At 60.5% G+C, this 23,677-nt stretch carries 24 protein-coding genes and 1 pseudogene; 14 read left to right on the top strand and 11 right to left on the bottom strand.

What is annotated here, in order from left to right; genetic code table 11:
- The 3 genes from AACY52_RS01250 (at position 1) to AACY52_RS01240 (ending at position 1,135) form a co-directional block, all read left to right on the top strand.
- Positions 1-312 carry an NGG1p interacting factor NIF3 gene (locus AACY52_RS01250; RefSeq protein WP_339417325.1) on the top strand — a complete coding sequence of 104 codons (312 nt, stop codon included), beginning with the start codon at positions 1-3 and terminating at the stop codon, positions 310-312.
- A gap of 242 nt (positions 313-554) precedes the next feature.
- A complete protein-coding gene (locus AACY52_RS01245) occupies positions 555-833 on the top strand; it encodes a type II toxin-antitoxin system RelE/ParE family toxin (protein ID WP_015885715.1) in 279 nt (92 codons plus the stop codon).
- A gap of 14 nt (positions 834-847) precedes the next feature.
- A complete protein-coding gene (locus AACY52_RS01240; protein ID WP_010207958.1) occupies positions 848-1,135 on the top strand; it encodes a HigA family addiction module antitoxin in 288 nt (95 codons plus the stop codon).
- Positions 1,136-1,360: 225 nt separating this feature from the next.
- Here AACY52_RS01240 and nagE read toward each other — a convergent pair whose 3' ends face one another.
- From nagE to AACY52_RS01205, 7 genes and pseudogenes are all read right to left on the bottom strand, one after another.
- Complete coding sequence (gene nagE, locus AACY52_RS01235; protein ID WP_339560176.1) at positions 1,361-3,058, bottom strand: N-acetylglucosamine-specific PTS transporter subunit IIBC; 1,698 nt, start codon at positions 3,056-3,058, stop codon at positions 1,361-1,363.
- Positions 3,059-3,083: 25 nt separating this feature from the next.
- Positions 3,084-5,594 (bottom strand): annotated as a pseudogene (gene ptsP / locus AACY52_RS01230) (phosphoenolpyruvate--protein phosphotransferase).
- A 36-nt stretch (positions 5,595-5,630) separates the two neighbouring features.
- Positions 5,631-6,653 carry an SIS domain-containing protein gene (locus AACY52_RS01225; protein ID WP_339417322.1) on the bottom strand — a complete coding sequence of 341 codons (1,023 nt, stop codon included), beginning with the start codon at positions 6,651-6,653 and terminating at the stop codon, positions 5,631-5,633.
- On the bottom strand, positions 6,634-7,740 hold the full coding sequence (gene nagA, locus AACY52_RS01220) for an N-acetylglucosamine-6-phosphate deacetylase (RefSeq protein ID WP_339417321.1): 1,107 nt from the start codon (positions 7,738-7,740) through the stop codon (positions 6,634-6,636). Before nagA ends, AACY52_RS01225 begins: the two co-directional genes overlap by 20 nt.
- A gap of 10 nt (positions 7,741-7,750) precedes the next feature.
- Positions 7,751-8,509 (bottom strand): GntR family transcriptional regulator, encoded by a 759-nt coding sequence (locus AACY52_RS01215; RefSeq protein ID WP_339417320.1) that lies wholly within the window; start codon positions 8,507-8,509, stop codon positions 7,751-7,753.
- Between the two features lie 262 nt (positions 8,510-8,771).
- On the bottom strand, positions 8,772-9,275 hold the full coding sequence (locus tag AACY52_RS01210) for a L,D-transpeptidase family protein (protein ID WP_339417319.1): 504 nt from the start codon (positions 9,273-9,275) through the stop codon (positions 8,772-8,774).
- 20 nt (positions 9,276-9,295) lie between these two features.
- Positions 9,296-9,844 carry an NUDIX hydrolase gene (locus tag AACY52_RS01205; protein WP_339417318.1) on the bottom strand — a complete coding sequence of 183 codons (549 nt, stop codon included), beginning with the start codon at positions 9,842-9,844 and terminating at the stop codon, positions 9,296-9,298.
- Positions 9,845-9,993: 149 nt separating this feature from the next.
- On the opposite strand from AACY52_RS01205, the gene AACY52_RS01200 reads away from it, so the two are divergent.
- From AACY52_RS01200 to purT, 5 genes are all read left to right on the top strand, one after another.
- Positions 9,994-10,596, top strand: a complete 603-nt coding sequence (locus tag AACY52_RS01200; protein WP_339496818.1) for a CoA pyrophosphatase — start codon at positions 9,994-9,996, stop codon at positions 10,594-10,596.
- Between the two features lie 36 nt (positions 10,597-10,632).
- Positions 10,633-11,157 (top strand): gamma carbonic anhydrase family protein, encoded by a 525-nt coding sequence (locus AACY52_RS01195; protein WP_339417316.1) that lies wholly within the window; start codon positions 10,633-10,635, stop codon positions 11,155-11,157.
- Complete coding sequence (locus AACY52_RS01190) at positions 11,154-11,369, top strand: DUF1289 domain-containing protein (protein WP_339417315.1); 216 nt, start codon at positions 11,154-11,156, stop codon at positions 11,367-11,369. Before AACY52_RS01195 ends, AACY52_RS01190 begins: the two co-directional genes overlap by 4 nt.
- Before the next feature lie 99 nt (positions 11,370-11,468).
- Entirely contained in the window at positions 11,469-11,936 is a 468-nt protein-coding gene (locus AACY52_RS01185) for a preQ0 transporter (protein ID WP_339427482.1), read from the top strand.
- Between the two features lie 70 nt (positions 11,937-12,006).
- Entirely contained in the window at positions 12,007-13,188 is a 1,182-nt protein-coding gene (purT, locus tag AACY52_RS01180; protein ID WP_314567802.1) for a formate-dependent phosphoribosylglycinamide formyltransferase, read from the top strand.
- 106 nt (positions 13,189-13,294) lie between these two features.
- On the opposite strand, the gene AACY52_RS01175 is transcribed toward purT, so the two are convergent.
- The 3 genes from AACY52_RS01175 to AACY52_RS01165 form a co-directional block, all read right to left on the bottom strand.
- Positions 13,295-14,605: an MFS transporter gene (locus tag AACY52_RS01175; RefSeq protein ID WP_339417313.1), complete on the bottom strand. Its 1,311-nt coding sequence runs from the start codon at positions 14,603-14,605 to the stop codon at positions 13,295-13,297.
- Positions 14,606-14,877: 272 nt separating this feature from the next.
- Positions 14,878-16,119, bottom strand: coding sequence for a transporter associated domain-containing protein (locus AACY52_RS01170; protein ID WP_339560175.1), 1,242 nt, complete (start codon positions 16,117-16,119; stop codon positions 14,878-14,880).
- A 12-nt stretch (positions 16,120-16,131) separates the two neighbouring features.
- On the bottom strand, positions 16,132-16,944 hold the full coding sequence (locus AACY52_RS01165; RefSeq protein WP_370467834.1) for an inner membrane protein YpjD: 813 nt from the start codon (positions 16,942-16,944) through the stop codon (positions 16,132-16,134).
- Positions 16,945-17,178: 234 nt separating this feature from the next.
- On the opposite strand from AACY52_RS01165, the gene ffh reads away from it, so the two are divergent.
- The 5 genes from ffh (at position 17,179) to rplS (ending at position 20,751) form a co-directional block, all read left to right on the top strand.
- Positions 17,179-18,555, top strand: coding sequence for a signal recognition particle protein (gene ffh, locus AACY52_RS01160; RefSeq protein WP_339560174.1), 1,377 nt, complete (start codon positions 17,179-17,181; stop codon positions 18,553-18,555).
- Between the two features lie 251 nt (positions 18,556-18,806).
- Positions 18,807-19,058, top strand: a complete 252-nt coding sequence (gene rpsP / locus AACY52_RS01155) for a 30S ribosomal protein S16 (RefSeq protein WP_003175899.1) — start codon at positions 18,807-18,809, stop codon at positions 19,056-19,058.
- Positions 19,059-19,063: 5 nt separating this feature from the next.
- Complete coding sequence (gene rimM, locus AACY52_RS01150) at positions 19,064-19,600, top strand: ribosome maturation factor RimM (protein ID WP_339417310.1); 537 nt, start codon at positions 19,064-19,066, stop codon at positions 19,598-19,600.
- Positions 19,582-20,355 (top strand): tRNA (guanosine(37)-N1)-methyltransferase TrmD, encoded by a 774-nt coding sequence (trmD, locus tag AACY52_RS01145; RefSeq protein ID WP_339417309.1) that lies wholly within the window; start codon positions 19,582-19,584, stop codon positions 20,353-20,355. Before rimM ends, trmD begins: the two co-directional genes overlap by 19 nt.
- Positions 20,356-20,400: 45 nt before the next feature.
- Positions 20,401-20,751, top strand: coding sequence for a 50S ribosomal protein L19 (gene rplS / locus AACY52_RS01140; protein ID WP_003175895.1), 351 nt, complete (start codon positions 20,401-20,403; stop codon positions 20,749-20,751).
- 87 nt (positions 20,752-20,838) lie between these two features.
- Here rplS and AACY52_RS01135 read toward each other — a convergent pair whose 3' ends face one another.
- Positions 20,839-22,638, bottom strand: a complete 1,800-nt coding sequence (locus AACY52_RS01135; RefSeq protein WP_339417308.1) for a sodium:proton antiporter — start codon at positions 22,636-22,638, stop codon at positions 20,839-20,841.
- A 107-nt stretch (positions 22,639-22,745) separates the two neighbouring features.
- Between AACY52_RS01135 and xerD the strand changes: the two genes are divergently transcribed.
- Positions 22,746-23,642, top strand: a complete 897-nt coding sequence (xerD, locus tag AACY52_RS01130) for a site-specific tyrosine recombinase XerD (RefSeq protein WP_339417307.1) — start codon at positions 22,746-22,748, stop codon at positions 23,640-23,642.
- Positions 23,643-23,677 lie beyond the last annotated feature (35 nt).

Genomic DNA, 23,677 nt, shown 5'->3' with positions numbered 1-23,677 from the left:
GTGTACAAGCTCGCCTTCTTCGTGCCCGACAGCCATGTGGAGACGGTGAAAGCCGCCGTCTTCGCCGCTGGCGGCGGGCGCATCGGCAGCTACGACAGCTGCGCCTGGCAAGTGCTGGGCCAGGGTCAATTTCGCGCAATGGACGGCAGCCAGCCGTTTATTGGGCAGGTGGGCCAGGTTGAAGTGGTTGAGGAATGGAAGGTTGAGCTCGTGGTGGCGGACGAATTGATTGCGGCGGTTGTGGCTGCGCTCAAGCTTAGCCACCCGTATGAGACACCGGCGTATGAGGTGTGGCAGTTGGCGGATTTTTAACTCGCACGCTGCAAAAACAAGAAACCCGCTGGGCCAGTTTGGTCAGCGGGTTTCTTGTTGTCTGTGGGGCCTCATCGCAGGCGCCTCAGATCTTTCCCACAAGCCTTTCAGGTTGTCCCTCGGAACTCCTCTCCCTAGCCTCCCTGCTTTGCATTTTCTCAGTGGTGGAATGTTATGAGTCTGACGACCAGAACTGATATGCGGCTATTGCCGGGCGTGATGTATAACGTCACAATCGCGCCATGATCGTTAGTTGGAAACATAAAGGCCTTCGCATCTTTTATGAAACGGGCTCAACGAAAGGGATCAATGCCAACCACGTGAATCGCTTGCGCCGTGTCTTGCTGATTTTAGATAGCGCGATTCATTGGAGTGATCTGGAACTGCCAGGTTGGCGCTTCCATCGCTTGAAGGGCGATCTTGTCGACTACTGGTCAGTGAGCATCAGTGGTAACTGGCGCATCATTTTTCGTATGTATGACGATCAAGTCGAGCTGGTCGACTATCTGGATTACCACTGAGAAGGGGTCTGTTTATGGGTATGCACAATCCTCCTCACCCAGGGGAAATACTGCTTGAGGATGTCATTCCCGGGCTTGGAATGACGATCACTGAAGTTGCTCGACGCCTGGGTTTCGCTAGGGAAACCTTTTCAAGAATTCTTCATGGGCATGCGCCTGTTAGCCCTGATCTAGCTGTGCGGCTTGAGCGCGCAGGCATCAGCAAGGCCCAGATGTGGCTCTCAATGCAGAGCAGTTATGACCTGTGGCAGGCAGAGCATAGAGAACAGCCTGTTATTGAGCGGTTTGCTCGGATTGAGTAACCGAGATTAAAGAGTCCGCCGATAATTTGTTAGTGCTGAACAGCGCACCTATAATCATGCCGCTTTCATACAGCGGTTATTGAGTCATGGTGGCTGTGTGCGGGAGACCCTCGGGTCTGCCGAAGTTCCTAACAACTGAGAGTGTTGGACCTACAGGAAGTACCGATCAGCAACTGACCCCACCCACTCTGTGGCGAGGGAGCAAGCTCCCTCGCCACAGAGTGGTCAGGCGTTGATTGGACGGGTAACCAACCGCTCCAATGCCTCGCCCAACCCTAAAGCCTTGTCACCAATCAACAGGTGCCAAACACCGCTTTCCAGCTGGCTGACGCCTTGGCAACCTAGCGCAGTGAGATCAGCTTCAGACAACCCCGAATCATCCCCCAACTCCACCCGCAACCGGGTCATCGCCACCGCTTCCAACTCCCGCACATTCCCGCGGCCACCCAACGCGCTCAGCCATTTCTCGGCCTCCTGCACATTCACCGTCACCGGCTTATTCACAGGCGCAGCCGACAACGGTGCACTGGCAACAAACGACGGCATCGCCAAGCGAATCTCATCAGCAATGCTATCCGCCATCGGCCCGACCACCACCTGCAAACTCCCGCCGTTCCCCGGCCGAACTACGGCCATGGCGCCCAGTGCTTTGAGCTCCGAGTCCACCGCCTTGGTGCGATCAACCATGTCCAAACGCAGGCGCGTCGTACAGGCGCCGACACTCAACAGATTGGCCGAACCGCCCAACGCACGGATGTAGGCACTGGCCCGCTGGTTATCCGTCATTACCTCAGCCTGCACCACCTGGACATCTTCCCGGCCCGGTGTCTTCAGGTTGAAGCGACGAATGCAGTAGTTGAACACGCTGTAGTAAATCACCGCATAAGCCAGCCCAACCGGGAACACCAACCAACCATTGGTGGACTTGCCCCAACCCAGCACCATGTCGATAAACCCACCGGAGAAGGTAAACCCCAGGTGGATATTCAGCATATTGGTGACAGCCATCGACAGGCCCGTCAGCACGGCGTGGATCAGGTACAGGAATGGCGCGAGGAACATGAACGCAAATTCAATCGGCTCAGTCACCCCGGTCAAAAACGAGGTCAGCGCCATCGACAGGAAAATCCCGCCCATCACTTTGCGGCGCTCAGGCAGCGCATTCCGATACATCGCCAAGCACGCAGCGGGCAGGCCGAACAGCATCACCGGGAACATGCCGGTCATGAACTGGCCGCCTTTCGGGTCGCCCGCGAAGTAGCGGGTGAGGTCGCCGGTCACTACCGCACCGGTCGCCGGATCGGTAAAGGTGCCAAACACAAACCACGCCATATTGTTGAGGATATGGTGCAGGCCAGTGACGATCAGCAGGCGGTTAAACACGCCAAACACGAAGGCGCCAATGCTGCCGCTTTCCATCAGCAGCACGCCAAAGCTGTTGATGCCTTGCTGGATGGGCGGCCAGATCAAACCAAAGATTACCCCCAGCCCGACCGCGCTGAACCCGGTAACAATCGGCACAAACCGTCGCCCACCAAAGAACGCCAGGTACTCCGGCAGCTTGATGTCCTTGAAGCGGTTATACAGCCCGCCCGCCATCAAGCCGCTGGCGATACCGGCGAGCATGCCCATGTTGATGGACGTGTCCATCACCTTGAGCGTGGAGACCATCACCAAGTAACCAATCGCCCCGGCCAAGCCCGCTGTGCCGTTGTTGTCGCGGGCGAAACCCACGGCGATGCCGATGGCGAAGATCAGTGCCAGGTTGGCGAAGATCGCCTGCCCGGCGTCGTGCATCACCGCGATGTTCAGCAGGTCGGTGTCGCCCAGGCGCAGCAGCAGGCCGGCAATCGGCAGGATCGCAATCGGCAACATGAGTGCACGGCCCAGGCGTTGCAGGCCTTCGATGAAATGTTGGTACATGGCGTGTCTCCTTTTGTTGTTGTTATCAGCTCAACGGCCAGTGGTGTTGACAGGCTTGGCGAACGGCCTTTGCGCAGCTCAGGTCGAGCAGGCCTTGGCTTAATTGCCGGCATTGCGCCGCGTCCAGGTGGCGGACGCGGTCCTTGATTTCGCCGATCTGCGGCGGGCTCACCGACAGTTCGCTGACACCCAGGCCGATCAGCACCGGCGTAGCCAGCGGGTCGGAGGCGAGGGCGCCACATACACCCACCCAGCGCCCGTGTTTCGCAGCCCCTGCACAGGTCTGGGCGATCAGCCGCAACAGCGCCGGGTGCAACGCGTCGACCCGCGCGGCGAGGCCGGCGTGGTCGCGGTCCATCGCCAGGGTGTACTGGGACAGGTCATTGGTGCCGATGGACAGGAAGTCTGCGTGCTTGGCCAACTGGTCGGCCATCAGCGCGGCGGCGGGCACTTCGATCATCACACCGAGTTCGGGGCGTTGGGTCAGTTCCAGCTCTACGCACAGTTGATCCAGGCGCTGGCGGATGTGCAGCAGCTCATCCACTTCGCTGACCATCGGCAGCAGGATGCGTCACCGCGCCAGCGGGCTTACTTGCAGCAGGGCACGCAATTGCTGGTCGAGCACGTCGGGGCGGACCTGAGCCAGGCGAATACCGCGCAGGCCCAGCACCGGGTTAGCTTCGACAGGTAGTGGCAAGTAGTCGAGCTGCTTGTCGCCACCCACATCGATGGTGCGGATGATCACGGACTTGTCGCCCATGGCATCCAGCACTGCCTGATAGGCGTGACGTTGTTCCTGCTCATCCGGCGCGGTGCGGCGGTCGACGAAGAGAAATTCGGTGCGCAGCAGGCCGACGCCATCAGCGCCGTTTTCAAAGGCCACCTGGGCTTCGGCACTGGAGGCGACATTGGCCGCGACTTCAATGGTCACGCCATCGCGGGTGCGCGCCGGCTCCTGGGCTTGGGCCTGTTGCTGTTGGCGACGCAGGTTCTGTGCGTTACGAATCTGGTGCACTTCGGCGTGACGCGCTTCGGTGGGCTCCAATTCCAGACGGCCATTGACGGCGTCGAGTACCACGCGTTGGCCTTGGGGCACGTCGAGCACGTCGGCGCCCAGCGCCACCACACACGGCAAGCCTTTGCCACGGGCCAGGATTGCTACATGGGACGTGGCGCCGCCTTCGGCCATGCAGATGCCGGCAGCCTCCTGGGCACTCAATTGCAGCAGATCAGACGGCGTCAATTCGTGGGCGCTGACGATCGCACCTGCAGGCAATTCGAAGTGCCAGGCTTCCCCCAGCAGTGCGCGCAATACGCGTTGTTGCAAATCCCGTAGATCATTTGAACGTTCGGCGAACAGGGGTTTGCCCAAGGCCAGCAACACCGCGCATTGCGCCTGGATCGCATTGCGCCAGGCGTGGGTAGCGGCGCTGCCGTTTTCGATGGCGCCGGTGGCCGCTTCCAGCAGTGTCGGGTCTTCCAGCAAGGCGAGATGCGCCGCGAAGATGTCCTCTTCCTCGACGTTCTTACGCTGGCGGGCGTGCTCCAGTGTCGTGCGGATTTCACTGCGCACTTGCTCCAGCGCAGCGTCCAGGCGTTGCAGTTGTTCGTCGGCAGAATGGTTGCCGGTGTCGGCTGGCAGTTCGATACCGGTCAGGCGGAACAGCGGCCCGCAGACCAATCCCGGCGCAGCGCACACACCTTGCAACACGCCAACTTCGGTATTTGCCCGGCGTGGCGCGACGATGGCAGGGGCGTGGTGTTCTTCTTTGATAGCAGCGGACAAGGCCGCGACCAACGCCTGCAACGCGGCCTCTGCATCCTTGCCGCGACAGCTCACACGGACTTCGTCACCCTCGCCAATGCCCAAACCCATCAAGCCAATCAGGCTGTCGCACGACGCCGACTTATCGCCGAACTGCAGCTGTGCCTGGCTGCTGAAACCCTGGGCGGCCTTGCGCACTAATGCCGCCGGGCGCGCATGCAAACCGCCCCGATGGGTGATGCGCACGTTAGCGCTGGCTTCAGCTTCCGAGTTATCCACAGGCGCTTGAGCCGACGCCGCCGAACGCGCCACGATCTGCACCAGCGGCTCGCCGACCTTGACCGTTTTCTCCACTACCGCGCGCAACTCGAAGCGCTCGCCATTGGTCAGGATGATCAGGCTGACCAGGCTCTTGCACTGGCGCGCAATGCGGTCCAGGTCAAACTGCACCAACGCCTGACCCTTGCTGACCCGCGCGCCGTCCTTCACCAACAAGGCAAAGCCTTCGCCCTTCAGTTCGACCGTGTCGATGCCCACATGCATCAACACTTCGGCGCCGTTATCGGCGCGAATGGTCAGCGCATGCCCGGTGCGGGCGACATGGATGATCACCCCGTCACACGGTGCGTGCAGGCAATCGTTCAGCGGGTCGATGGCAATGCCGTCGCCCATCGCGCCGCTGGCGAACACTTCGTCGGGAACGTTGCCCAGGGCCAGCACCGGCCCGGTGAGGGGAGCGCTGAGGGTCAGATCATTATTGTTCTTGGACATCGGCACGGTACTCATCAGGAAAACACGGCAATCGACTCAGTGAGTGCGAGTGACTTTGCTCAGGTGGCGTGGCTGGTCGGGATTCATGCCCCGGGCTTCGGCTAAACCCGCAGCCATGACGTAAAAGCTCTGGATCGCCAGGATCGGGTCCAGACTTGGGTGTTCGGCGCGGCTCAGGGGCAGGTCGCGCTCGGCGATATCGTCCGGCGCGGCCAGCAAAACGCGTGCACCGCGCTGGCGCATATCGGCGGCCAGGCTCAACAGGCCGGCTTGCTCGGCACCGCGTGGGGCAAAAACCAGCAATGGGTAGTTGTCGCCAATCAGGGCCATCGGGCCGTGACGCACCTCGGCGCTGCTGAAGGCTTCGGCCTGGATCGCCGAGGTTTCCTTGAGCTTGAGCGCGGCTTCCTGGGCGATGGCAAAACCGGCGCCTCGGCCGATGACCATCAGTTGCTGGCAGTCGCGCAGGGCATCGATGGCGATGCTCCAGTCCTGTTGGGCGGCGGCGCGCAGGTCATCGGGCAGGGCGCGACAGGCTTGCAGCAGCTCGGCGTCGCCGTTCCAGTGGCCGATCAATTGCGCAATGGCGCTGAGGGTGGCGATAAAACTCTTGGTCGCGGCCACGCTCTGTTCCGGGCCTGCACACAGCGGTATATGAAACTCGCAGGCGGCTTCCAGCGGTGAGTCTTCGGCGTTGACCAGCGAAATGCTCAAGGCGCCGCGCTTGCGCAGCAGGCGCAGGCTGTTGACCAGGTCCGGGCTCTGGCCCGACTGGGAGAAACCAAACACCACCTGGCCGCTGACTTTCATCGGCGCCTGCAGCAAGGTCACCACCGACATGGGCAATGACGCCACCGGAATGCCCACATGCTGCATGGCCAAGTAGGCGAAGTAGCTGGCGGCATGGTCCGAGCTGCCACGCGCGATGGTCATCGCCACGTGTGGCGGCTGACGGCGCAGGCGGCCGGCGATTTCCTCCAGCGCCGGGTCCAGGCGTTGCAGTTGGGCGGCGACGGCGTCGCAGGAGGCCAGGGCCTCTTCAAGCATTTTTGAAGTCAATGGTTTCTCCTTCGACCATTACGTCGGTGAGTATCAGGGAGCGGTCCAGGCGTACGCAGTCGGCAAAGCTGCCGGTTTGCAGGCGACCGCGTTCTTCCAGGCCCAGGTAGTCCGCAGGAAATTGCGACAGGCGTTGTGAGGCTTCGCTGATGGGCAGGCCGATTTTCACCAGGTTGCGCAGCGCCTGGTCCATGGTCAGCGTGCTGCCGGCCAGGGTGCCGTCGGCCAGGCGCACGCCACCCAGGCATTTGGTCACGGTGTGGCTGCCCAGCTTGTACTCGCCATCGGGCATGCCGGCGGCGGCGGTGGAATCGGTGACGCAATACAGGCACGGGATCGAACGCAGCGCCACGCGCATGGCGCCGGGGTGCACGTGGAGCAGGTCCGGGATCAGTTCTGCATATTTCGCGTGAGCCAGGGCCGCGCCGACGATGCCGGGCTCGCGGTGATGCAGCGGGCTCATGGCGTTGTACAAATGGGTGAAGCTGGTGGCACCGGCGGCAAGGGCTGCAACACCTTCTTCATAGCTGCCGAGTGTGTGGCCGATCTGCATGCGCACACCGCGTTCGCTGAGGGCGCGGATCAGAGCGTCGTGCCCGGCGATTTCCGGGGCGATGGTGATCACGCGGATCGGCGCCAGGCGCAGGTAGGCTTCCACTTCGGCCATCAACGCAGTGTGGGCGAAATTGGGTTGGGCGCCGAGTTTTCCCGGATTGATGTAGGGCCCTTCCAAATGCACACCGAGTACGCGGGCGCTGCCTGTCGGGCGCTGCTCGCAGAAGCTGCCGAGTTGGCCGAGCACGCTGGAAATCTCGTCGACCGGTGCAGTCATGGTGGTAGCCAGCAGCGAGGTCGTACCAAAACGCACGTGTGTGCGGGTAATCGTCTCGAAGGCCTCCAAGCCTTCCATGATGTCTTTGCCGCCACCGCCGTGCACGTGCAGGTCGATAAAGCCTGGCAGCAGGTAAGGCAAATCGTTTTCCGCCGGGTCGCAGGGAACACCGTCAATGGCGGTTACCTTGCCGTGTTCGTGCACCAGCCGGCCGCGAATCCAGCCGGCGGGCGTGAGGATATTGTCTTCGGACATGGGCAGTTCTCTAGAGTCGCAGTTCAGCGGAGTAATCATGGCGGCGCAGCTCTGCGACGAAGTCGTAGTAGTCGTTGCGGCAGTAGGTGTCGGTAATTTCGATGGGCGTGTTGTCGGCGGTGTAGCCCACCCGGGTCATCAGCAGCATGGCGGTGCCGGGGGCGATGCCCACCAGCTTGGCGAACTCATCCGAGGCGTTGATTGCCTGGATGTGCTGCAGGGCACGCACCACAGGTTTGCCGATGCCTTCCAGGTATTCGTACAGCGAATTGCCAATGGCTTGCGGATGCGGCAGCACCGAGGCGGGCAGGGTGGTCATTTCAATTGCCATCACCGTGTCGTCGGCCTTACGCAAACGCTTGAGGCGCGCCACTTTGTCGGCGGGCGACAACCCCAGGCGAATCAGTTCTTCGTGGGTCGGCTGGGTAATTTCGCGCTCCAGCCATTGGGAAGTGGGCACAAAGCCCTTGAGCCGCAACATCTCGCTGAACCCCGACAAGCGTGACAGCGGCTGTTCCAAGCGTGGCGAAATAAAGGTGCCGGAGCCTTGATTGCGGCGGATCAGCCCTTGGGCAAACAACACTTCCAGCGCTTTGCGAGCGGTCACTCGCGAGATGCTCAGTTGCTCGCTGAGCACGCGTTCCGACGGCAGTGCCTGTTCGGACGTCCACTGGCCGGCATGGATCGCCGCTTCCAGTTTGCGCGCCAATTGCAGGTACAGCGGCGTGGATTGTTTATCGTCAGGGCGCAGGGCCAGGATGGGATTCATCTGTCAGGTTTCCGATGCGTTATTGGAGTGTTGTCGCCCGGTAATGGCCGAAAATTAATACCACTTAAATACCATGTCAATGCAGCCAAAACGGTGCAAGCAATGGTTTAAGGGCCCTGCAATGGGGCTTGGTATCAAGTGGTATTAGAGAGGTCTGTATCGCGCGCAGAACTGTGCAGCCCGGCCTGGTGAACTGGTATTCACCGGCAGGCGCCGCCTGGCGCAGGAATTTTTTTTGAATTATTTTACGAACGGTACGAGATTACGGACGAATCTCGATCAGGGTGCCGTCTTTGACCAGGTTCCACACTTCACGCATATCCACGTTGCGCATGCCGATGCAGCCGTCGGTCCAGTCCAGGGTGTGAAACCACTGTTCCGGGTAATCCTCGGTGTCGGGGGTGCCGTGGATCATGATCATGCTGCCCGGCTTCACGCCTTCGCGGCGAGCGCGGGCGGCGTCGCTGATATTCGGGTAGGAGATGTGCATGGCCAGGTTGAAGCGGTCGCTGGTCTTGCGCCAGTCGAGCCAGTAGAGGCCCTCTGGTGTGCGGCGGTCGCCCTCGATCAGCTTGTGGCCCTTGGGGTTCTTGCCCAAGGAAATGCGGTAGGTCTTGATGGGCTTGCCGTCGTTGATCAGTTGCAACTGATGGGCGGACTTGAGCACCAGGACTTTTTCGACGGTTTTGCCGCCCAGGGTTTCTACGGTGGCGGCCGACGACAGGTTCGCGAACGACAGGCAGATAAGAGCAAGCAACCAACGCATTGAAACGGGTATCCCTAGTGTCATGGGGCGGACTTGCCCAGCGGCGGTACAGCCTCGCTGCGCACCGGGAAGGATTGCTGTCGGCGGTCAGCGAAAAAGTATTCCAGGGTCCGCCCGACCGTGCGGAAAGCCAGCTCGGACCAAGGGATGTCGGCTTCGTCGAACAACTGCACTTCCAGGCTTTCGGGGCCTGCGGCAAAGTCCAGGTCGAGCAGGTCGGCGCGGTAGAAGATATGCACCTGGTTGATATGCGGCACGTCAATCAGCGTGTAAATGGCCATGTTGTGCACGCGTGCGCAGGCTTCTTCCAGGGTTTCGCGGGCGGCGGCCTGTTCGACGGTCTCGCCGTTTTCCATGAAACCGGCGGGCAGGGTCCAGTAACCCAGGCGCGGCTCGATGGCGCGGCGGCACAGCAGCACTTTTTCGCCCCACACCGGCACCGTGCCGGCAACGATGTTGGGGTTCTGATAGTGAATGGTTTGGCAGTGATCACACACAAAGCGCAGGCGGCCGTCGCCTTCGGGGATGCGCTGGGAAACCGGTTTACCGCACTGGCTGCAGAAATTCATGCTGGGGTTCCTGGAAAGTGCGTCTATCTTGGCGTGACGGGCAGGGCGCTGCAACAAGTTGTCGTTTAGCGACACCACGCGGGTTTTGGGCTTGGGCCCCCGCGAGCTTTGGTGCATGATGCAAGGTAGCCAACAGACCGAGATGACTCATGCTGGACGAGCTACTTCGCCGGGTAAGCAATCACACCCCCCACATGCTGGAAACTGACGGGCGTTTCCCCGAGGCCGCGGTGCTGGTGCCGATTACCCGCAGTGACGAACCTGAGCTGATCCTGACCCTGCGCGCCAGTGGCCTGTCGACCCATGGTGGCGAAGTGGCCTTTCCCGGCGGGCGCCGCGACCCCGAAGACCCGGACCTGATCTTCACCGCGCTGCGCGAGGCCGAAGAAGAAATCGGCCTGCCGCCTGGTCTGGTCGAAGTGATCGGCCCGCTGAGCCCTTTGATCTCCCTGCACGGCATTCGGGTCACGCCTTATGTAGGCGTCGTCCCCGATTACGTCGAATACCTGGCCAATGATGCCGAGATTGCCTCTGTTTTCAGCGTGCCTTTGGACTTTTTCCGACAGGACCCGCGCGAACATACCCACCGAATCGATTACCAGGGCCGCAGTTGGTACGTGCCCAGCTATCGGTTTGGCGAATACAAGATCTGGGGGCTGACGGCGATTATGATCGTCGAGCTGATCAATTTGCTCTATGACGACGCCGACATCAGCCTGCACCAGCCACCCAAGAGCTTCATCAATATCTAAGCCATCGTTTGAATGGCAACGCCGTGAGGGAAAATCATGAAATATCGCCTGGGCGACGCCCGCGTCGAGACTCATCCACAGAGCTGGGTGGCACCGAATGCCACGCTGGTGGGCAAGGTCAAGCTGGAGGAGGGCGCCAACGTCTGGTTCAACGCGGTGTTGCGCGGCGACAACGAACTGATCCTGATCGGCAAGAACAGCAATGTGCAGGATGGCAGCGTAATGCACACCGACATGGGCTACCCGCTGACCCTGGGCACCGGCGTGACCATTGGTCATAACGCCATGCTGCACGGTTGCACGGTGGATGATTACAGCCTGATCGGCATTAACGCGGTGATCCTCAACGGCGCGAAGATCGGCAAGCACTGCATCATCGGCGCCAACTCGCTGATCGGCGAGGGCAAGGAAATTCCTGATGGTTCGCTGGTGATGGGGTCGCCAGGCAAGGTGGTGCGGGCGTTGACCGACGCACAAAAACGCATGCTTGAAGCCAGCGCTGCGCACTATGTGCATAACTCGCAGCGTTATGCGCGTGACTTGGTTGAGCAGGAAGAATGAACCCGAGTGAACGGCCCGTCGCGTCGCCGTGCGTGAGCATTTGCGCGCTGGATGATGATGATATTTGCACCGGCTGTCAGCGCACCGTGGATGAGATTACGCGTTGGAGTCGCATGGACAATGCCGAGCGCCGGGTGGTGTTGGGGTTGTGCCATGAGCGGGCGGTGGCGAGTGGGTTGGTGTTTATGGTTTCCGGCAAATCCGGCGGCTGATTTGCAGTGAGTGGGGCAAGCCCGCTCACTGCAGTCGCCCGCTCGCCACAATGGTTACTGTGAAGTACCCTGTGCGGCATCACCCACAGGCCCACCCCCATGCTCTTCCTGATCGCCTATATCAGCAGCGTCGTGCTGATCAACTTCGCCTTTTCCAACGCCCCGCACCTGGATGTCATCTGGTCCGCCTGGGGTGGCTTGGTGTTTATCCTGCGCGACATGGTGCAGACCCGCTTCGGTCACGGCGCAATCCTCGCCATGCTGGCGGCGCTGGTGCTGTCGTATATCACCTCCGACCCTTCTATCGCACTGGCCAGTGCCACAGCGTTTGCGGTCTCCGAGTGCATCGACTGGCTGGTGTTCAGCATCACCAAGCGCCCGCTCCACGACCGCCTGTGGATCAGTTCGGCGCTGAGCATTCCCCTCGATACCTTTATCTTTTTCGGCCTGATCGGCGCGCTCACTCCCGCGGTAGTGGGCACCGCACTGGTGTCGAAATTTGCCGGCGTCACGGTGGTGTGGCTGATCATGGCGTGGCGGATCCGCAAGCGTGCCGTCGCCAACTGAGGCCAATTTTTACAGTTCATGTAAAATGCCGGCCTTTCTCCCCATGATCCGCTCCCCCTGAGGACCTGAGATGACCCGAATCGGAACTCCATTGTCGCCAACCGCGACCCGCGTTTTGCTGTGTGGCTGCGGTGAGCTGGGCAAGGAAGTGGTAATCGAACTGCAGCGCCTGGGCGTTGAAGTGATTGCCGTGGATCGCTACGCCAACGCGCCGGCCATGCAGGTGGCGCACCGTAGCCACGTCATCAACATGCTCGACGGTGCCGCCCTGCGTGCCGTGATCGAAGCCGAGAAGCCGCACTTCATCGTGCCGGAAATCGAAGCCATCGCCACTGCCACCTTGGTCGAGCTGGAAGCCGAAGGCTTCACCGTGATCCCGACCGCGCGCGCTACCTCGCTGACCATGAACCGCGAAGGCATCCGTCGCCTGGCCGCCGAAGAGCTGGACCTGCCGACCTCGCCGTACCACTTCGCCGATACCTTCGAAGACTACAGCAAGGCCGTGCAAGACCTGGGCTTCCCGTGTGTGGTCAAGCCGGTGATGAGTTCGTCGGGCAAGGGCCAGAGCCTGTTGCGCAGCGCTGACGACGTGCAGAAAGCCTGGGATTACGCCCAAGAAGGCGGGCGCGCCGGTAAAGGCCGGGTGATCATCGAAGGCTTTATCGACTTTGACTACGAAATCACCTTGCTGACGGTGCGTCACGTCGGTGGCACCACGTTCTGCGCACCGGTTGGCCATCGTCAGGAGAAGGGCGACTACCAGGAATCCTGGCAGCCACAGGCCATGAGCCCGATTGCGCTGGCCGAATCCGAGCGCGTTGCAAAGGCCGTGACCGAGTCCCTGGGTGGCCGTGGCCTGTTTGGCGTGGAGTTGTTCATCAAGGGTGATCAGGTGTGGTTCAGCGAAGTATCGCCGCGTCCGCATGACACGGGCTTGGTAACCCTGATTTCCCAGGACTTGTCGCAGTTCGCGCTGCACGCTCGCGCAATCCTGGGGTTGCCGATTCCGTTGATCCGTCAGTTCGGGCCTTCGGCTTCGGCGGTGATCCTGGTGGAAGGGCAGTCGACCCAGACGGCGTTCGCCAACCTTGGCGCTGCGTTGAGCGAACCGGACACGGCGTTGCGCCTGTTTGGCAAACCGGAAGTGAAGGGTCAGCGTCGGATGGGTGTGGCGTTGGCGCGGGATGAGTCGATTGAAGCGGCTCGGGCGAAGGCTACCCGTGCTTCCAAAGCCGTTGTAGTCGAGCTGTAATCGAGGCGCGCCTTTCGCGAGCAAGCCCGCTCCTGCATTCGACCGCGTTCCTATTGGATAAATGCGGTCAAACTGTGGGAGCGGGCTTGCTCGCGAAGGCGGTCTATCAGGCGACCTTGTTCAAGTCATTATCCCGCGTCTCTTTCAGGCACAGCACAGCAATCAAACTGAGCAGCGCTGCCGCCGACACATACCCACCGACATAACTCAGCCCACCCATCGCCACCAGCTTGGTCGCGAAGAACGGTGCCGCTGAAGCCCCCACGATCCCACCCAGGTTATACGCCGCCGACGCGCCGGTATAACGCACGCGCGTTGGGAACAACTCCGGCAGCATGGCGCCCATCGGCGCGAAGGTCACGCCCATCAGGAACAGCTCCAAGGCCAGGAACAGCGCCACCGCCCAGGTCGAGCCGTGGGTCAGCAGCGGCTCCATGGTGAAGCCCGACAGGATCGCCAGGATCGCACCGACGATCAGCACCGGCCTGCGCCCGTAACGATCACTCGCCAGGGCTGCCAGCGGCGTGGCCAGGCCCATGAACAGCACTGCGAAGCACAGCAAGCCAAGGAAGGTCTCGCGGCTGTAGCCCAGGGTCGAAACGCCGTAGCTTAGGGAAAACGCCGTGGTGATATAGAACAGCGCATAGCACACCACCATGGACATGGCGCCCAGCAGTACGGGCAGCCAATGCTGGCTGAACAGTTCCACCAGCGGCACTTTTATTGGTGCTTCTTTGGCCACGGCGTTGGCGAATACCGGGGTTTCATGCAGCTTCAGCCGTGCGTACAGGCCAACCATCACTAACGCGGCGCTGAGGATGAACGGAATGCGCCAGCCCCAGCTGCGGAACTGCTCGTCGTTCAAGCTCATGGCCAGGATCAGGAACAAGCCGTTGGCCGCCAGGAACCCGATGGATGGACCAAGCTGCGGAAACATGCCGAACCATGCGCGCTTGCCCTTGGGCGCATTCTCGGTCGCCAGCAGTGCCGCGCCGCCCCATTCCCCGCCCAGGCCAAGGCCCTGGCCGAAACGCAGTACGCACAACAGGATCGGTGCCCAGGCTCCGATGCTGTCATAGCCGGGCAATAAGCCGATCAGCGTTGTGCACACGCCCATCAGCAACAGCGATGCGACCAGTGTCGATTTACGCCCGATACGGTCGCCGAAGTGGCCGAACAGCGCCGAGCCCAGCGGGCGGGCGATAAAGGCGATGCCAAAAGTCAGGAACGACGCCAGCATCTGCGCGGTGCCGGAGGTCTGTGGGAAGAACACCGGGCCGATCACCAGCGCAGCAGCCGTGGCGTAGATATAGAAGTCGTAGAACTCGATGGCGGTGCCGACAATGCTCGCGGTGGCAACCCGTGCAGTCGAGTTGGTCGGGGCGGCGGGCGCGGCCTCGTTGTAGGTTGTGCTCATGGCAGTATCCCTGATGGTCGTTGCGCGTTTGGACGCGGATTATTATTGGTCAAACACCCATGGATCAGGGTTGTGCGCGGGGCGGCTCGGGATGGGAGCGAACACCGGTCAGACAGGATGAAGCGGTGCCTGGACGCGTTGGGTGCGGGTAGCACACGGTCTGGCGGGGCTTTGGTAAGCCGCAGGGATTATAGGAAGGGGTTTGCGCATACAACAAGGGTGTTGGCGAGGATCTAAGGTTTGGAGCCAGCTCCCACAGGGAACGAGTTGATTCAGGCAGCCACCGGCATCCTGCTGGTATGCCAGATCAGCACCTTGCTCACGCGGTTGTCCTCGGTCTCGAGGATTTCCAGGCGATAGCGCCCGATTTTCAGGCACACCGCGCAGTCTGGGATGGTTTCCAGTGCTTCGGTCACCAGGCCATTCAGCGTCTTGGGGCCGTCGCTGGGCAGGTGCCAGTTCAGGCTTTTGTTCAGTTCGCGGATCGAGGCGGCGCCATCGATGATATAGCGGCCATCCGGTTGCGCTTCGATATGCGGGTTGTCCGCACTCTGCTCGCTTTCGAATTCGCCGACGATTTCTTCGAGGATATCTTCCAGGGTGACAATGCCCAGCACTTCGCCGTACTCGTCCACCACCATGCCCAGGCGTCGCTGCTGCTTGTGAAAGTTCAGCAGTTGCAGTTGCAGCGGCGTACTTTCGGGAACGAAATAGGGTTCGTGGCAGGCGGCGAGCAACGCTTCCTTGGTCAGGCTGGCGTCGGGCAGCAGGTGCTGGATCTGCCGCGTGTTGAGCACCGCCTGGACCTGGTTGATATCACTGTGAAACACCGGCAGGCGTGTGCGCTCGGAGGTGCGCAGTTGCTCGATGATTTCTTCGACCGAGTCATCTAGGCTGATGCCGTCCACTTCGCTGCGCGGTACCAGGATGTCGTTGACCGTGATGTTGTCCAGGGCGTGGATGCCGGGCATGCCGGGGCGGTGGTCTTCGTCGGCTTCCGGTTCCGTTTCGTCGTGGTCTTGGTCGGGCAGCGGTTCATCGCTCTTTTTCACCACGCCGGATTGACGTGCGAATGGACGCAACAGCAACAGGCTGATGCCATTGAGCAGCCAGGCAAGGGGGTAAAGGATTTTCAGCGGTACGCCCAGCAGCGTGTTTCCAAAGCCCAGCACCGCTTGCGGATAACGAACGGCGAGGGCACGGGGCAGGTAGTCGGCGAGTATCAGCAGGATCGCGCAGGAGATCAGCCAGCCGAGCCAGGGGCCGTTCTGCGCCCAGGCATAGATCGCCAGCAGCGTGCAGAGGATCACCACGGCGGCGCGACACAGGCTGTTGCACAGGATCAGGCTGTTACGCGGGAAGCTCAGGCGGGCGGCAGCCTTGTCACCCTGGCGTGTACCAGGGCGCAAGGCCAGCAAGTGTTGTTGCGCAGCTTCGATGGCGGTAAACAGCGCGGCCCATAACACCAGCAAGGCGATTACTGCGAGCATCGGCTCCAGCGGCAAGTTGTCCATGATCGCGGCCCGTCAGATGTGCAGGATGTATTCGCGAACCAGCTTGCTGCCGAAATAGGCCAGCATCAGCAGGCAGAAACCAGCCAGGGTCCAGCGGATCGCCTTGTGTCCGCGCCAACCGAGGCGGTTGCGGCCCCACAGCAACACGCTGAACACCACCCACGCCAGGCACGCCAGCAGGGTCTTGTGCACCAAGTGCTGGGCGAACAGGTTTTCGACGAACAGCCAGCCGGAAATCAGCGACAGCGACAACAGCGTCCAGCCGGCCCAGAGGAAGCCGAACAGCAGGCTTTCCATGGTTTGCAGCGGCGGGAAGTTCTTGATCAGCCCCGAGGGGTGCTTGTGCTTGAGCTGGTGGTCCTGCAGCAGCAGGAGCAGGGATTGGAAGACGGCAATGGTGAACATACCGTAGGCCAGGATGGAAAGCAGGATGTGCGCGAGGATGCCCGGCTCTTCATCAATCACCTGCACCGTGCCAGTGGGCGCGAATTGCGCCAGCAACACGGTCAGCATGCCCAGTGGGAATAGCAGCACCAGCAGGTTTTCGACGGGAATCCGATAACAGGCCAGCAAGGTCAGTGCGATGACGGCCGCCGCAATCAGGCTGGCGGCGCTGAAAAAATCCAGGCCCAGGCCGACTGGGGTCATCAGGTGGCTAAAAAGACTGGCAGCGTGAGCCAGCAGGGCTAGGACGCCAAGGCCGACCAGCAGGCGTTTATCAGCCTTGGTGCCTTGGGCCAGACGAGTGCCCTGATAAAGAGTCGCAGCGGCATACAAAATGGCGGCGGCGAGGCTGGGTAGCAAACTGGGTGGCAAAGGGAGCATAAATCCTGATAGGCAAGCCCGAAAGGCGCTGAGTTTGGCATACCCCTGCGTAACACGAAAGACTCTCAGGCCAGACAGCGGGTGTGCATGGCGGCAGTCTTCGCTATAATCCGCGACCTGCCCACGCCGCAGGCTCGCCGAGCGCTGTTTCAAATAGCGATTTACCGCAGCCTGGGCCGCCATTACCTCGGTCTACCGATGCACTTCGTTGAATAGGGCCTGAAAGGATCGCGCATGTTTGAAAACCTGACTGACCGTCTCTCGCAGACGCTGCGCCATGTCACCGGCAAGGCCAAGCTGACCGAGGACAATATTAAAGACACCCTGCGTGAAGTGCGCATGGCGTTGCTGGAAGCCGACGTGGCTTTGCCGGTGGTGAAGGACTTCGTCAACTCGGTCAAAGAGCGCGCGGTAGGTACCGAAGTGTCCCGCAGCCTCACGCCGGGTCAGGCCTTTGTGAAGGTCGTCCAGGCCGAGCTCGAAAGCCTGATGGGCGCGGCCAACGAAGACTTGAACCTCAGCGCCGTGCCGCCGGCCGTCGTATTGATGGCCGGTCTGCAGGGTGCGGGTAAAACCACCACCGCCGGCAAGCTGGCGCGCTTCCTTAAAGAGCGCAAGAAAAAGTCCGTCATGGTGGTGTCGGCCGACGTGTACCGTCCGGCGGCCATCAAGCAGCTGGAAATGCTTGCCAGCGAAGTAGGCGTGACCTTCTTTCCGTCTGACCTGAGCCAGAAGCCGGTCGACATCGCCAACGCAGCTATTAAAGAAGCCAAGCTGAAATTCATCGACGTGGTCATCGTCGATACCGCCGGTCGCCTGCACATCGATGAAGAGATGATGGGCGAGATCAAAGCGTTGCACGCTGCGATCAACCCGGTCGAGACGCTGTTCGTGGTCGATGCCATGACCGGCCAGGATGCGGCCAACACCGCCAAGGCTTTTGGTGACGCACTGCCGTTGACCGGCGTGATCCTGACCAAGGTCGACGGTGACGCGCGTGGCGGTGCCGCGTTGTCGGTACGTGCCATCACCGGCAAGCCGATCAAGTTCATCGGTATGGGCGAGAAGAGCGAAGCGCTCGAGCCGTTCCACCCCGAGCGTATTGCCTCGCGAATCCTCGGCATGGGCGACGTGCTCAGCCTGATCGAGCAGGCCGAAGCCACGCTCGACAAGGACAAGGCCGATAAACTGGCCAAGAAGCTGAAGAAGGGCAAGGGCTTCGACCTCGAAGACTTCCGCGACCAGCTTCAACAGATGAAGAACATGGGCGGCCTTGGCGGCCTGATGGACAAGCTGCCGAGCATCGGCGGTGTCAACCTGGCGCAAATGGGCAATGCCCAGGGTGCGGCAGAGAAGCAGTTCAAGCAGATGGAAGCTATCATCAACTCCATGACCCCGGCCGAGCGCCGCGACCCTGAGCTGATCAGCGGTTCGCGCAAGCGTCGGATCGCCATGGGTTCCGGTACCCAGGTGCAGGACATCGGTCGCTTGATCAAGCAACACAAGCAGATGCAGAAGATGATGAAGAAATTCTCCGCCAAGGGCGGTATGGCCAAGATGATGCGCGGCATGGGCGGTATGTTGCCCGGCGGCGGTATGCCGAAAATGTAAAGTATTCGAGCGCAAGCCCGACTTGCGCTCCGACCCACAGGGATGTGGGATCTCCAGCAAACCCGCCGTTGGCGGGGGCTGACCTGCCGTTTTAACCGACGGCTCTATAGCAGATCTGAATGGCACGCTGATAGGCGCCAGAAAAAGACATTTGCAAAAGTCCGGATATTCCTTAGAATATGCGGCCTTTCGGGCACCTATGCCCGCTGTGCATTTAGATTTGCAGCACCGACTACAGGAACGATGTTCACATGCTAACAATCCGTCTTGCCCTTGGCGGCTCCAAAAAGCGCCCGTTTTACCACTTGACCGTAACCGACAGCCGCAACCCGCGCGACGGTTCGCACAAGGAACAGGTTGGTTTCTTCAACCCTGTTGCTCGTGGCCAAGAAGTTCGTCTGTCCGTGAACCAAGAGCGCGTAGCCTACTGGCTGAGCGTTGGTGCACAGCCATCCGAGCGCGTTGCAAAGTTGTTGAAGGACTCGGCTAAGGCCGCAGCCTGAGCAATATGAGCGCGACGCCAGCTGTTGCTGATGATTTGATCGTTATCGGCAAGATTTACTCTGTTCATGGCGTTCGCGGCGAAGTGAAGGTGTATTCCTTTACTGATCCGACTGAAAACCTGTTGCAGTACAAAACCTGGACGCTCAAGCGCGAAGGTAGTGTGAAACAGGTCGAGCTGGTCAGTGGACGCGGGAGCGATAAGTTCCTGGTCGCAAAGCTCAAGGGTCTTGATGATCGTGAAGAAGCTCGTCTTCTGGCCGGTTACGAGATCTGCGTGCCGCGCAACCTGTTCCCTGAATTGACCGACGGCGAGTACTACTGGTACCAGCTGGAAGGTCTGAAGGTTATTGATCAACTCGGGCAATTGTTCGGGAAAATCGATCATCTTCTGGAAACCGGCGCCAATGATGTAATGGTGGTCAAGCCTTGCGCTGGCAGCCTGGATGATCGCGAACGCTTGTTGCCCTATACAGAGCAATGCGTGTTGGCCATTGACCTGGCGGCGGGCGAGATGAAGGTGGAATGGGATGCGGACTTCTAAGCGTGGCTAATCTGCGCATTGAAGTGATCAGTTTGTTTCCCGAGATGTTTTCCGCTATCAGCGAGTACGGCATCACCAGTCGGGCGGTGAAACAGGGGCTGTTGCAGCTTACCTGTTGGAACCCGCGAGACTACACGACGGATCGACATCACACTGTGGATGACCGCCCATTTGGCGGTGGCCCAGGCATGGTGATGAAGATCAAGCCCCTGGAAGACGCGTTGGCTCAGGCCAAGGCCGCCGCCGGGGAGAAGGCGAAGGTAATTTACCTGTCCCCTCAAGGCCGTCAGCTGAAACAGGCTGGGGTCCGCGAACTGGCGAATGAGGAAGCACTGATCCTGATTGCCGGTCGCTATGAAGGCATTGACGAGCGTTTTATTGACGCTCATGTCGATGAAGAGTGGTCGATTGGGGACTATGTCCTGTCTGGCGGCGAGCTGCCGGCGATGGTCCTGATAGATGCGGTTACACGACTGCTGCCTGGAGCTTTAGGGCATGCGGACTCCGCGGAGGAAGATTCCTTCACGGACGGTTTGCTGGATTGCCCGCACTACACCCGCCCGGAGGTGTATGCGGATCAGCGTGTTCCCGACGTATTGCTAAGTGGCAATCACGCACACATCCGGCGTTGGCGTTTACAGCAGTCCCTTGGTCGGACCTATGAACGACGCGCCGATCTTCTGGATAGCCGCTCGCTTTCTGGAGAAGAGAAGAAGCTGCTCGAGGAATACATCCTCGCGCGGGACGATAGTTAACAACGTATCGATGGTAGGTCCATTGACTTACCTTAGGAGCACAGCATGACTAACAAAATCATCCTTGCACTCGAAGCAGAGCAGATGACCAAAGAGATCCCTACCTTTGCCCCGGGCGACACTATTGTCGTTCAGGTGAAAGTGAAGGAAGGCGACCGTTCGCGTCTGCAAGCGTTCGAAGGCGTGGTAATCGCCAAGCGTAACCGTGGTGTGAACAGTGCTTTCACTGTTCGTAAAATCTCCAACGGTGTTGGCGTAGAGCGTACTTTCCAGACCTACAGCCCGCAAATCGACAGCATGGCCGTCAAGCGTCGCGGTGACGTACGTAAAGCCAAGCTGTACTACCTGCGTGACCTGTCCGGTAAAGCAGCTCGCATCAAGGAAAAACTGGCTTAAGTCCAGCTTCCCGATGCAGAAAAAAGCAGCCTACGGGCTGCTTTTTTGTGCCTGCGATTTGTGCGTATCGCAGGGTGGCAGTTGAGGCTAGGACTGCCCTGGCTGGATGACTGCCAATAACGCCCATCCCGCCACTGGTTTCAAACCGCTCTCTGGTGTTACCACATGCACCCAGCCACTGTTGTCACGGGCAAACAACAGGATCGCCCGTTCACCATGCAGTGCCTGGTAGTCGTTCCATCCAAACCCATCGGTCAGGTGGGTGGTGTACAGCTCGGCGCCTTGCCCCAGCAGGCTGGCGAGCTTGGTATAGCTCAAGGGTTGGCTGCCCAGCAGGTGCCCGCGGTGTTCATGACTGGCCCGGTGCTTGTCCGTGCGACGGCTCTCCTGGCTGCTGGTCAGGGTGAACAGGCGATGCCCGAAGTCGTGGCGAAAGCGCATGGCGGCCAAGGTATTCAGTTCACCCGAGGGCGAAAGTGCCAGCAAATGTCCAAGCCCCACAAGGTCCAGGTGCGATTCGGCATGCTGCGAGGCCGGGTTGCCGAAGTAGGTCGGTAGCCCCTCCATGCGACTGGCGCGGATGTTTTCCCAGCTGGAGTCGGTCAACAGCACGCGGCTGCCCAATTGCTGTAGAGCCTTGCCCAGGATGCGCGCCGGGCCATTTGCACCGACGATCAGAAAGCCACTGGGCGCAGGCTCGGCGACTTTCAGCAGGCGGGCCAGGGGGCGGGCGGTGGCGCTTTGCAGTACCACGGTGCCGATGATCACCGCAAAGGTCAGCGGCACCAGCAGCAATGCACCTTCGTGACCGGCTTCATCCAGGCGAATCGCAAATATCGCCGACACCGCTGCGGCCACAATCCCACGGGGGGCAATCCAAGCCAGCAGTGCGCGTTCCCGCCAGTTCAGCTTCGAACCGGCGGTCGACAGCGCGACATTGAGGGGGCGTGCAATAAACTGAATGATCAGCAACAGGATCAGGACGAAGGGCCCCAGGGCAATCAATGCATTCAGGTCCAGGCGCGCCGCCAGCAGGATAAACAAACCGGAGATCAGCAGTACGCTGAGGTTTTCCTTGAAGTGCAGGATGTGTCGCACATCCACGCCTTTCATGTTGGCCATCCACATGCCCATCAGCGTTACCGCCAACAGGCCTGACTCGTGCATGACTTCATTGGCGGCGATGAATACGCCCAGCACCCCGGCCAGGGTCGCCAGGTTGTGCAGGTATTCCGGCAACCACTGTCGACGCATGATCTGCCCCAGCAGCCAGCCGCCGGCAACCCCGAACAGGCTACCGCAGGCAATCACGCCGCCGAAAGTCAGCAGACTATGGCTCAAGCCATCACCGGAAGCGCGGCTGATGATGAAGCTGTAGACCACCACGGCCAGCAGTGCACCAATCGGGTCGATGACGATACCTTCCCAGCGCAGGATGTTGGCGATGGAGGCTTTGGGGCGCACCACGCGTAGCATCGGGACGATCACCGTCGGGCCCGTCACCAACGTCAGCGTGCCGAACAGCAGCGCCAGCATCCAGTCGAAACCCAGCAGCCAGTGGGTTGCCAGCGTGATTACCGCCCAAGTCGAAAGCGCGCCGAGGGTCACCAGGCGGTGGACGACGCTGCCAATCTCCTTCCATTCCGACAGGTGCAGCGTCAGGCTGCCCTCAAACAGGATCAGCGCCACGGCCAACGACACCAGTGGCATCAGCAAGGGGCCGAACATTTCCTGCGGGTCGAGCCAGCCCAGTACCGGCCCGGCCAGAATCCCGCTCAGCAAGAGGAACAGAATTGCCGGCAGTTTCAGGCGCCAGGCCAGCCATTGGCAGCCGAGTGCGGCCACGCCAATGCCGCCAAAGGCCAACAAAATCTGTTGTTCGTTCATTAAAGCTCCCTGTTCCTTGAAGTAGCGGGCTATGAAAGACTAGTGACCCTAATCACAGTTCACTAATTAATTGCCGCAAAGCCCCGTGCCGCGTCACTTGAGTGCCCATGCCCGCCATTGATCATCCTCTTATCGACCGTTTCCTCGACGCCCTTTGGCTGGAAAAAGGCTTGTCGGACAACACACGCCAGGCTTACCGCAGTGACCTGGCCCTGTTCAACGGCTGGTTGCAGGAGAAAAACCTCGAGCTGACCAATGCCGGACGCGAGCTGATCCTCGATCACTTAGCCTGGCGTCTGGAGCAACACTACAAGCCGCGTTCTACTGCGAGATTTCTCTCGGGTGTGCGTGGCTTTTATCGCTATTTACTGCGCGAAAAGCTGATCGCAGTCGATCCGACTCTACAAGTCGACATGCCACAATTAGGTAGGCCGCTTCCTAAGTCTTTGTCGGAAAATGACGTGGAGGCCTTGCTCGCTGCCCCCGACCTCAGCGAAGCCATCGGCCAGCGCGACCGCGCCATGCTCGAGGTTTTGTACGCTTGCGGCCTGCGGGTAACCGAGCTGATCAGCCTGACCCTGGAACAAGTGAACCTGCGCCAGGGGGTATTGCGGGTGATGGGCAAGGGCAGCAAGGAGCGGTTGGTACCAATGGGGGAGGAGGCGATAGTGTGGGTCGAGCGCTATATGCGTGATGCCCGCAGCGAACTGCTTGGCGGACGCCCCAGTGATGTGTTGTTCCCCAGCCTGCGCGGTGAACAGATGACCCGCCAGACCTTCTGGCACCGCATCAAGCATCAGGCCAAGGTCGCCGGGATCAGCAAGTCCCTGTCGCCCCACACGTTGCGCCATGCCTTCGCCACCCATTTGCTCAACCACGGTGCGGATTTGCGCGTGGTGCAAATGCTGCTCGGCCACAGCGACTTATCCACCACCCAGATCTACACCCACGTGGCGCGCGCACGTTTGCAGGAAATGCACGCCAAGCACCACCCGAGAGGCTGAAAACCGCCAATTTATCCCGCCACGGGCTGCCCTGC

The sequence above is a fragment of the Pseudomonas sp. EA_65y_Pfl1_P113 genome (assembly GCF_963970525.1).
Taxonomy (GTDB): Bacteria; Pseudomonadota; Gammaproteobacteria; order Pseudomonadales; family Pseudomonadaceae; genus Aquipseudomonas; species Aquipseudomonas tritici.
The sequence above is the reverse complement of the archived record's forward strand: the minus strand, read 5'-3'. Positions and strand labels throughout refer to the sequence as shown.

Coding starts and splice junctions, on each gene's coding strand:
- AACY52_RS01245 (WP_015885715.1), top strand. CDS start 555: ATGATCGTTAGTTGGAAACATAAAGGCCTTCGCATCTTTTATGAAACG.
- AACY52_RS01240 (WP_010207958.1), top strand. CDS start 848: ATGGGTATGCACAATCCTCCTCACCCAGGGGAAATACTGCTTGAGGAT.
- nagE (WP_339560176.1), bottom strand. CDS start 3,058: ATGTACCAACATTTCATCGAAGGCCTGCAACGCCTGGGCCGTGCACTC.
- nagA (WP_339417321.1), bottom strand. CDS start 7,740: ATGTCCGAAGACAATATCCTCACGCCCGCCGGCTGGATTCGCGGCCGG.
- AACY52_RS01215 (WP_339417320.1), bottom strand. CDS start 8,509: ATGAATCCCATCCTGGCCCTGCGCCCTGACGATAAACAATCCACGCCG.
- AACY52_RS01210 (WP_339417319.1), bottom strand. CDS start 9,275: ATGCGTTGGTTGCTTGCTCTTATCTGCCTGTCGTTCGCGAACCTGTCG.
- AACY52_RS01205 (WP_339417318.1), bottom strand. CDS start 9,844: ATGAATTTCTGCAGCCAGTGCGGTAAACCGGTTTCCCAGCGCATCCCC.
- AACY52_RS01200 (WP_339496818.1), top strand. CDS start 9,994: ATGCTGGACGAGCTACTTCGCCGGGTAAGCAATCACACCCCCCACATG.
- AACY52_RS01195 (WP_339417316.1), top strand. CDS start 10,633: ATGAAATATCGCCTGGGCGACGCCCGCGTCGAGACTCATCCACAGAGC.
- AACY52_RS01190 (WP_339417315.1), top strand. CDS start 11,154: ATGAACCCGAGTGAACGGCCCGTCGCGTCGCCGTGCGTGAGCATTTGC.
- AACY52_RS01185 (WP_339427482.1), top strand. CDS start 11,469: ATGCTCTTCCTGATCGCCTATATCAGCAGCGTCGTGCTGATCAACTTC.
- purT (WP_314567802.1), top strand. CDS start 12,007: ATGACCCGAATCGGAACTCCATTGTCGCCAACCGCGACCCGCGTTTTG.
- AACY52_RS01175 (WP_339417313.1), bottom strand. CDS start 14,605: ATGAGCACAACCTACAACGAGGCCGCGCCCGCCGCCCCGACCAACTCG.
- AACY52_RS01170 (WP_339560175.1), bottom strand. CDS start 16,119: ATGGACAACTTGCCGCTGGAGCCGATGCTCGCAGTAATCGCCTTGCTG.
- AACY52_RS01165 (WP_370467834.1), bottom strand. CDS start 16,944: ATGCTCCCTTTGCCACCCAGTTTGCTACCCAGCCTCGCCGCCGCCATT.
- ffh (WP_339560174.1), top strand. CDS start 17,179: ATGTTTGAAAACCTGACTGACCGTCTCTCGCAGACGCTGCGCCATGTC.
- rpsP (WP_003175899.1), top strand. CDS start 18,807: ATGCTAACAATCCGTCTTGCCCTTGGCGGCTCCAAAAAGCGCCCGTTT.
- rimM (WP_339417310.1), top strand. CDS start 19,064: ATGAGCGCGACGCCAGCTGTTGCTGATGATTTGATCGTTATCGGCAAG.
- trmD (WP_339417309.1), top strand. CDS start 19,582: ATGGGATGCGGACTTCTAAGCGTGGCTAATCTGCGCATTGAAGTGATC.
- rplS (WP_003175895.1), top strand. CDS start 20,401: ATGACTAACAAAATCATCCTTGCACTCGAAGCAGAGCAGATGACCAAA.
- AACY52_RS01135 (WP_339417308.1), bottom strand. CDS start 22,638: ATGAACGAACAACAGATTTTGTTGGCCTTTGGCGGCATTGGCGTGGCC.
- xerD (WP_339417307.1), top strand. CDS start 22,746: ATGCCCGCCATTGATCATCCTCTTATCGACCGTTTCCTCGACGCCCTT.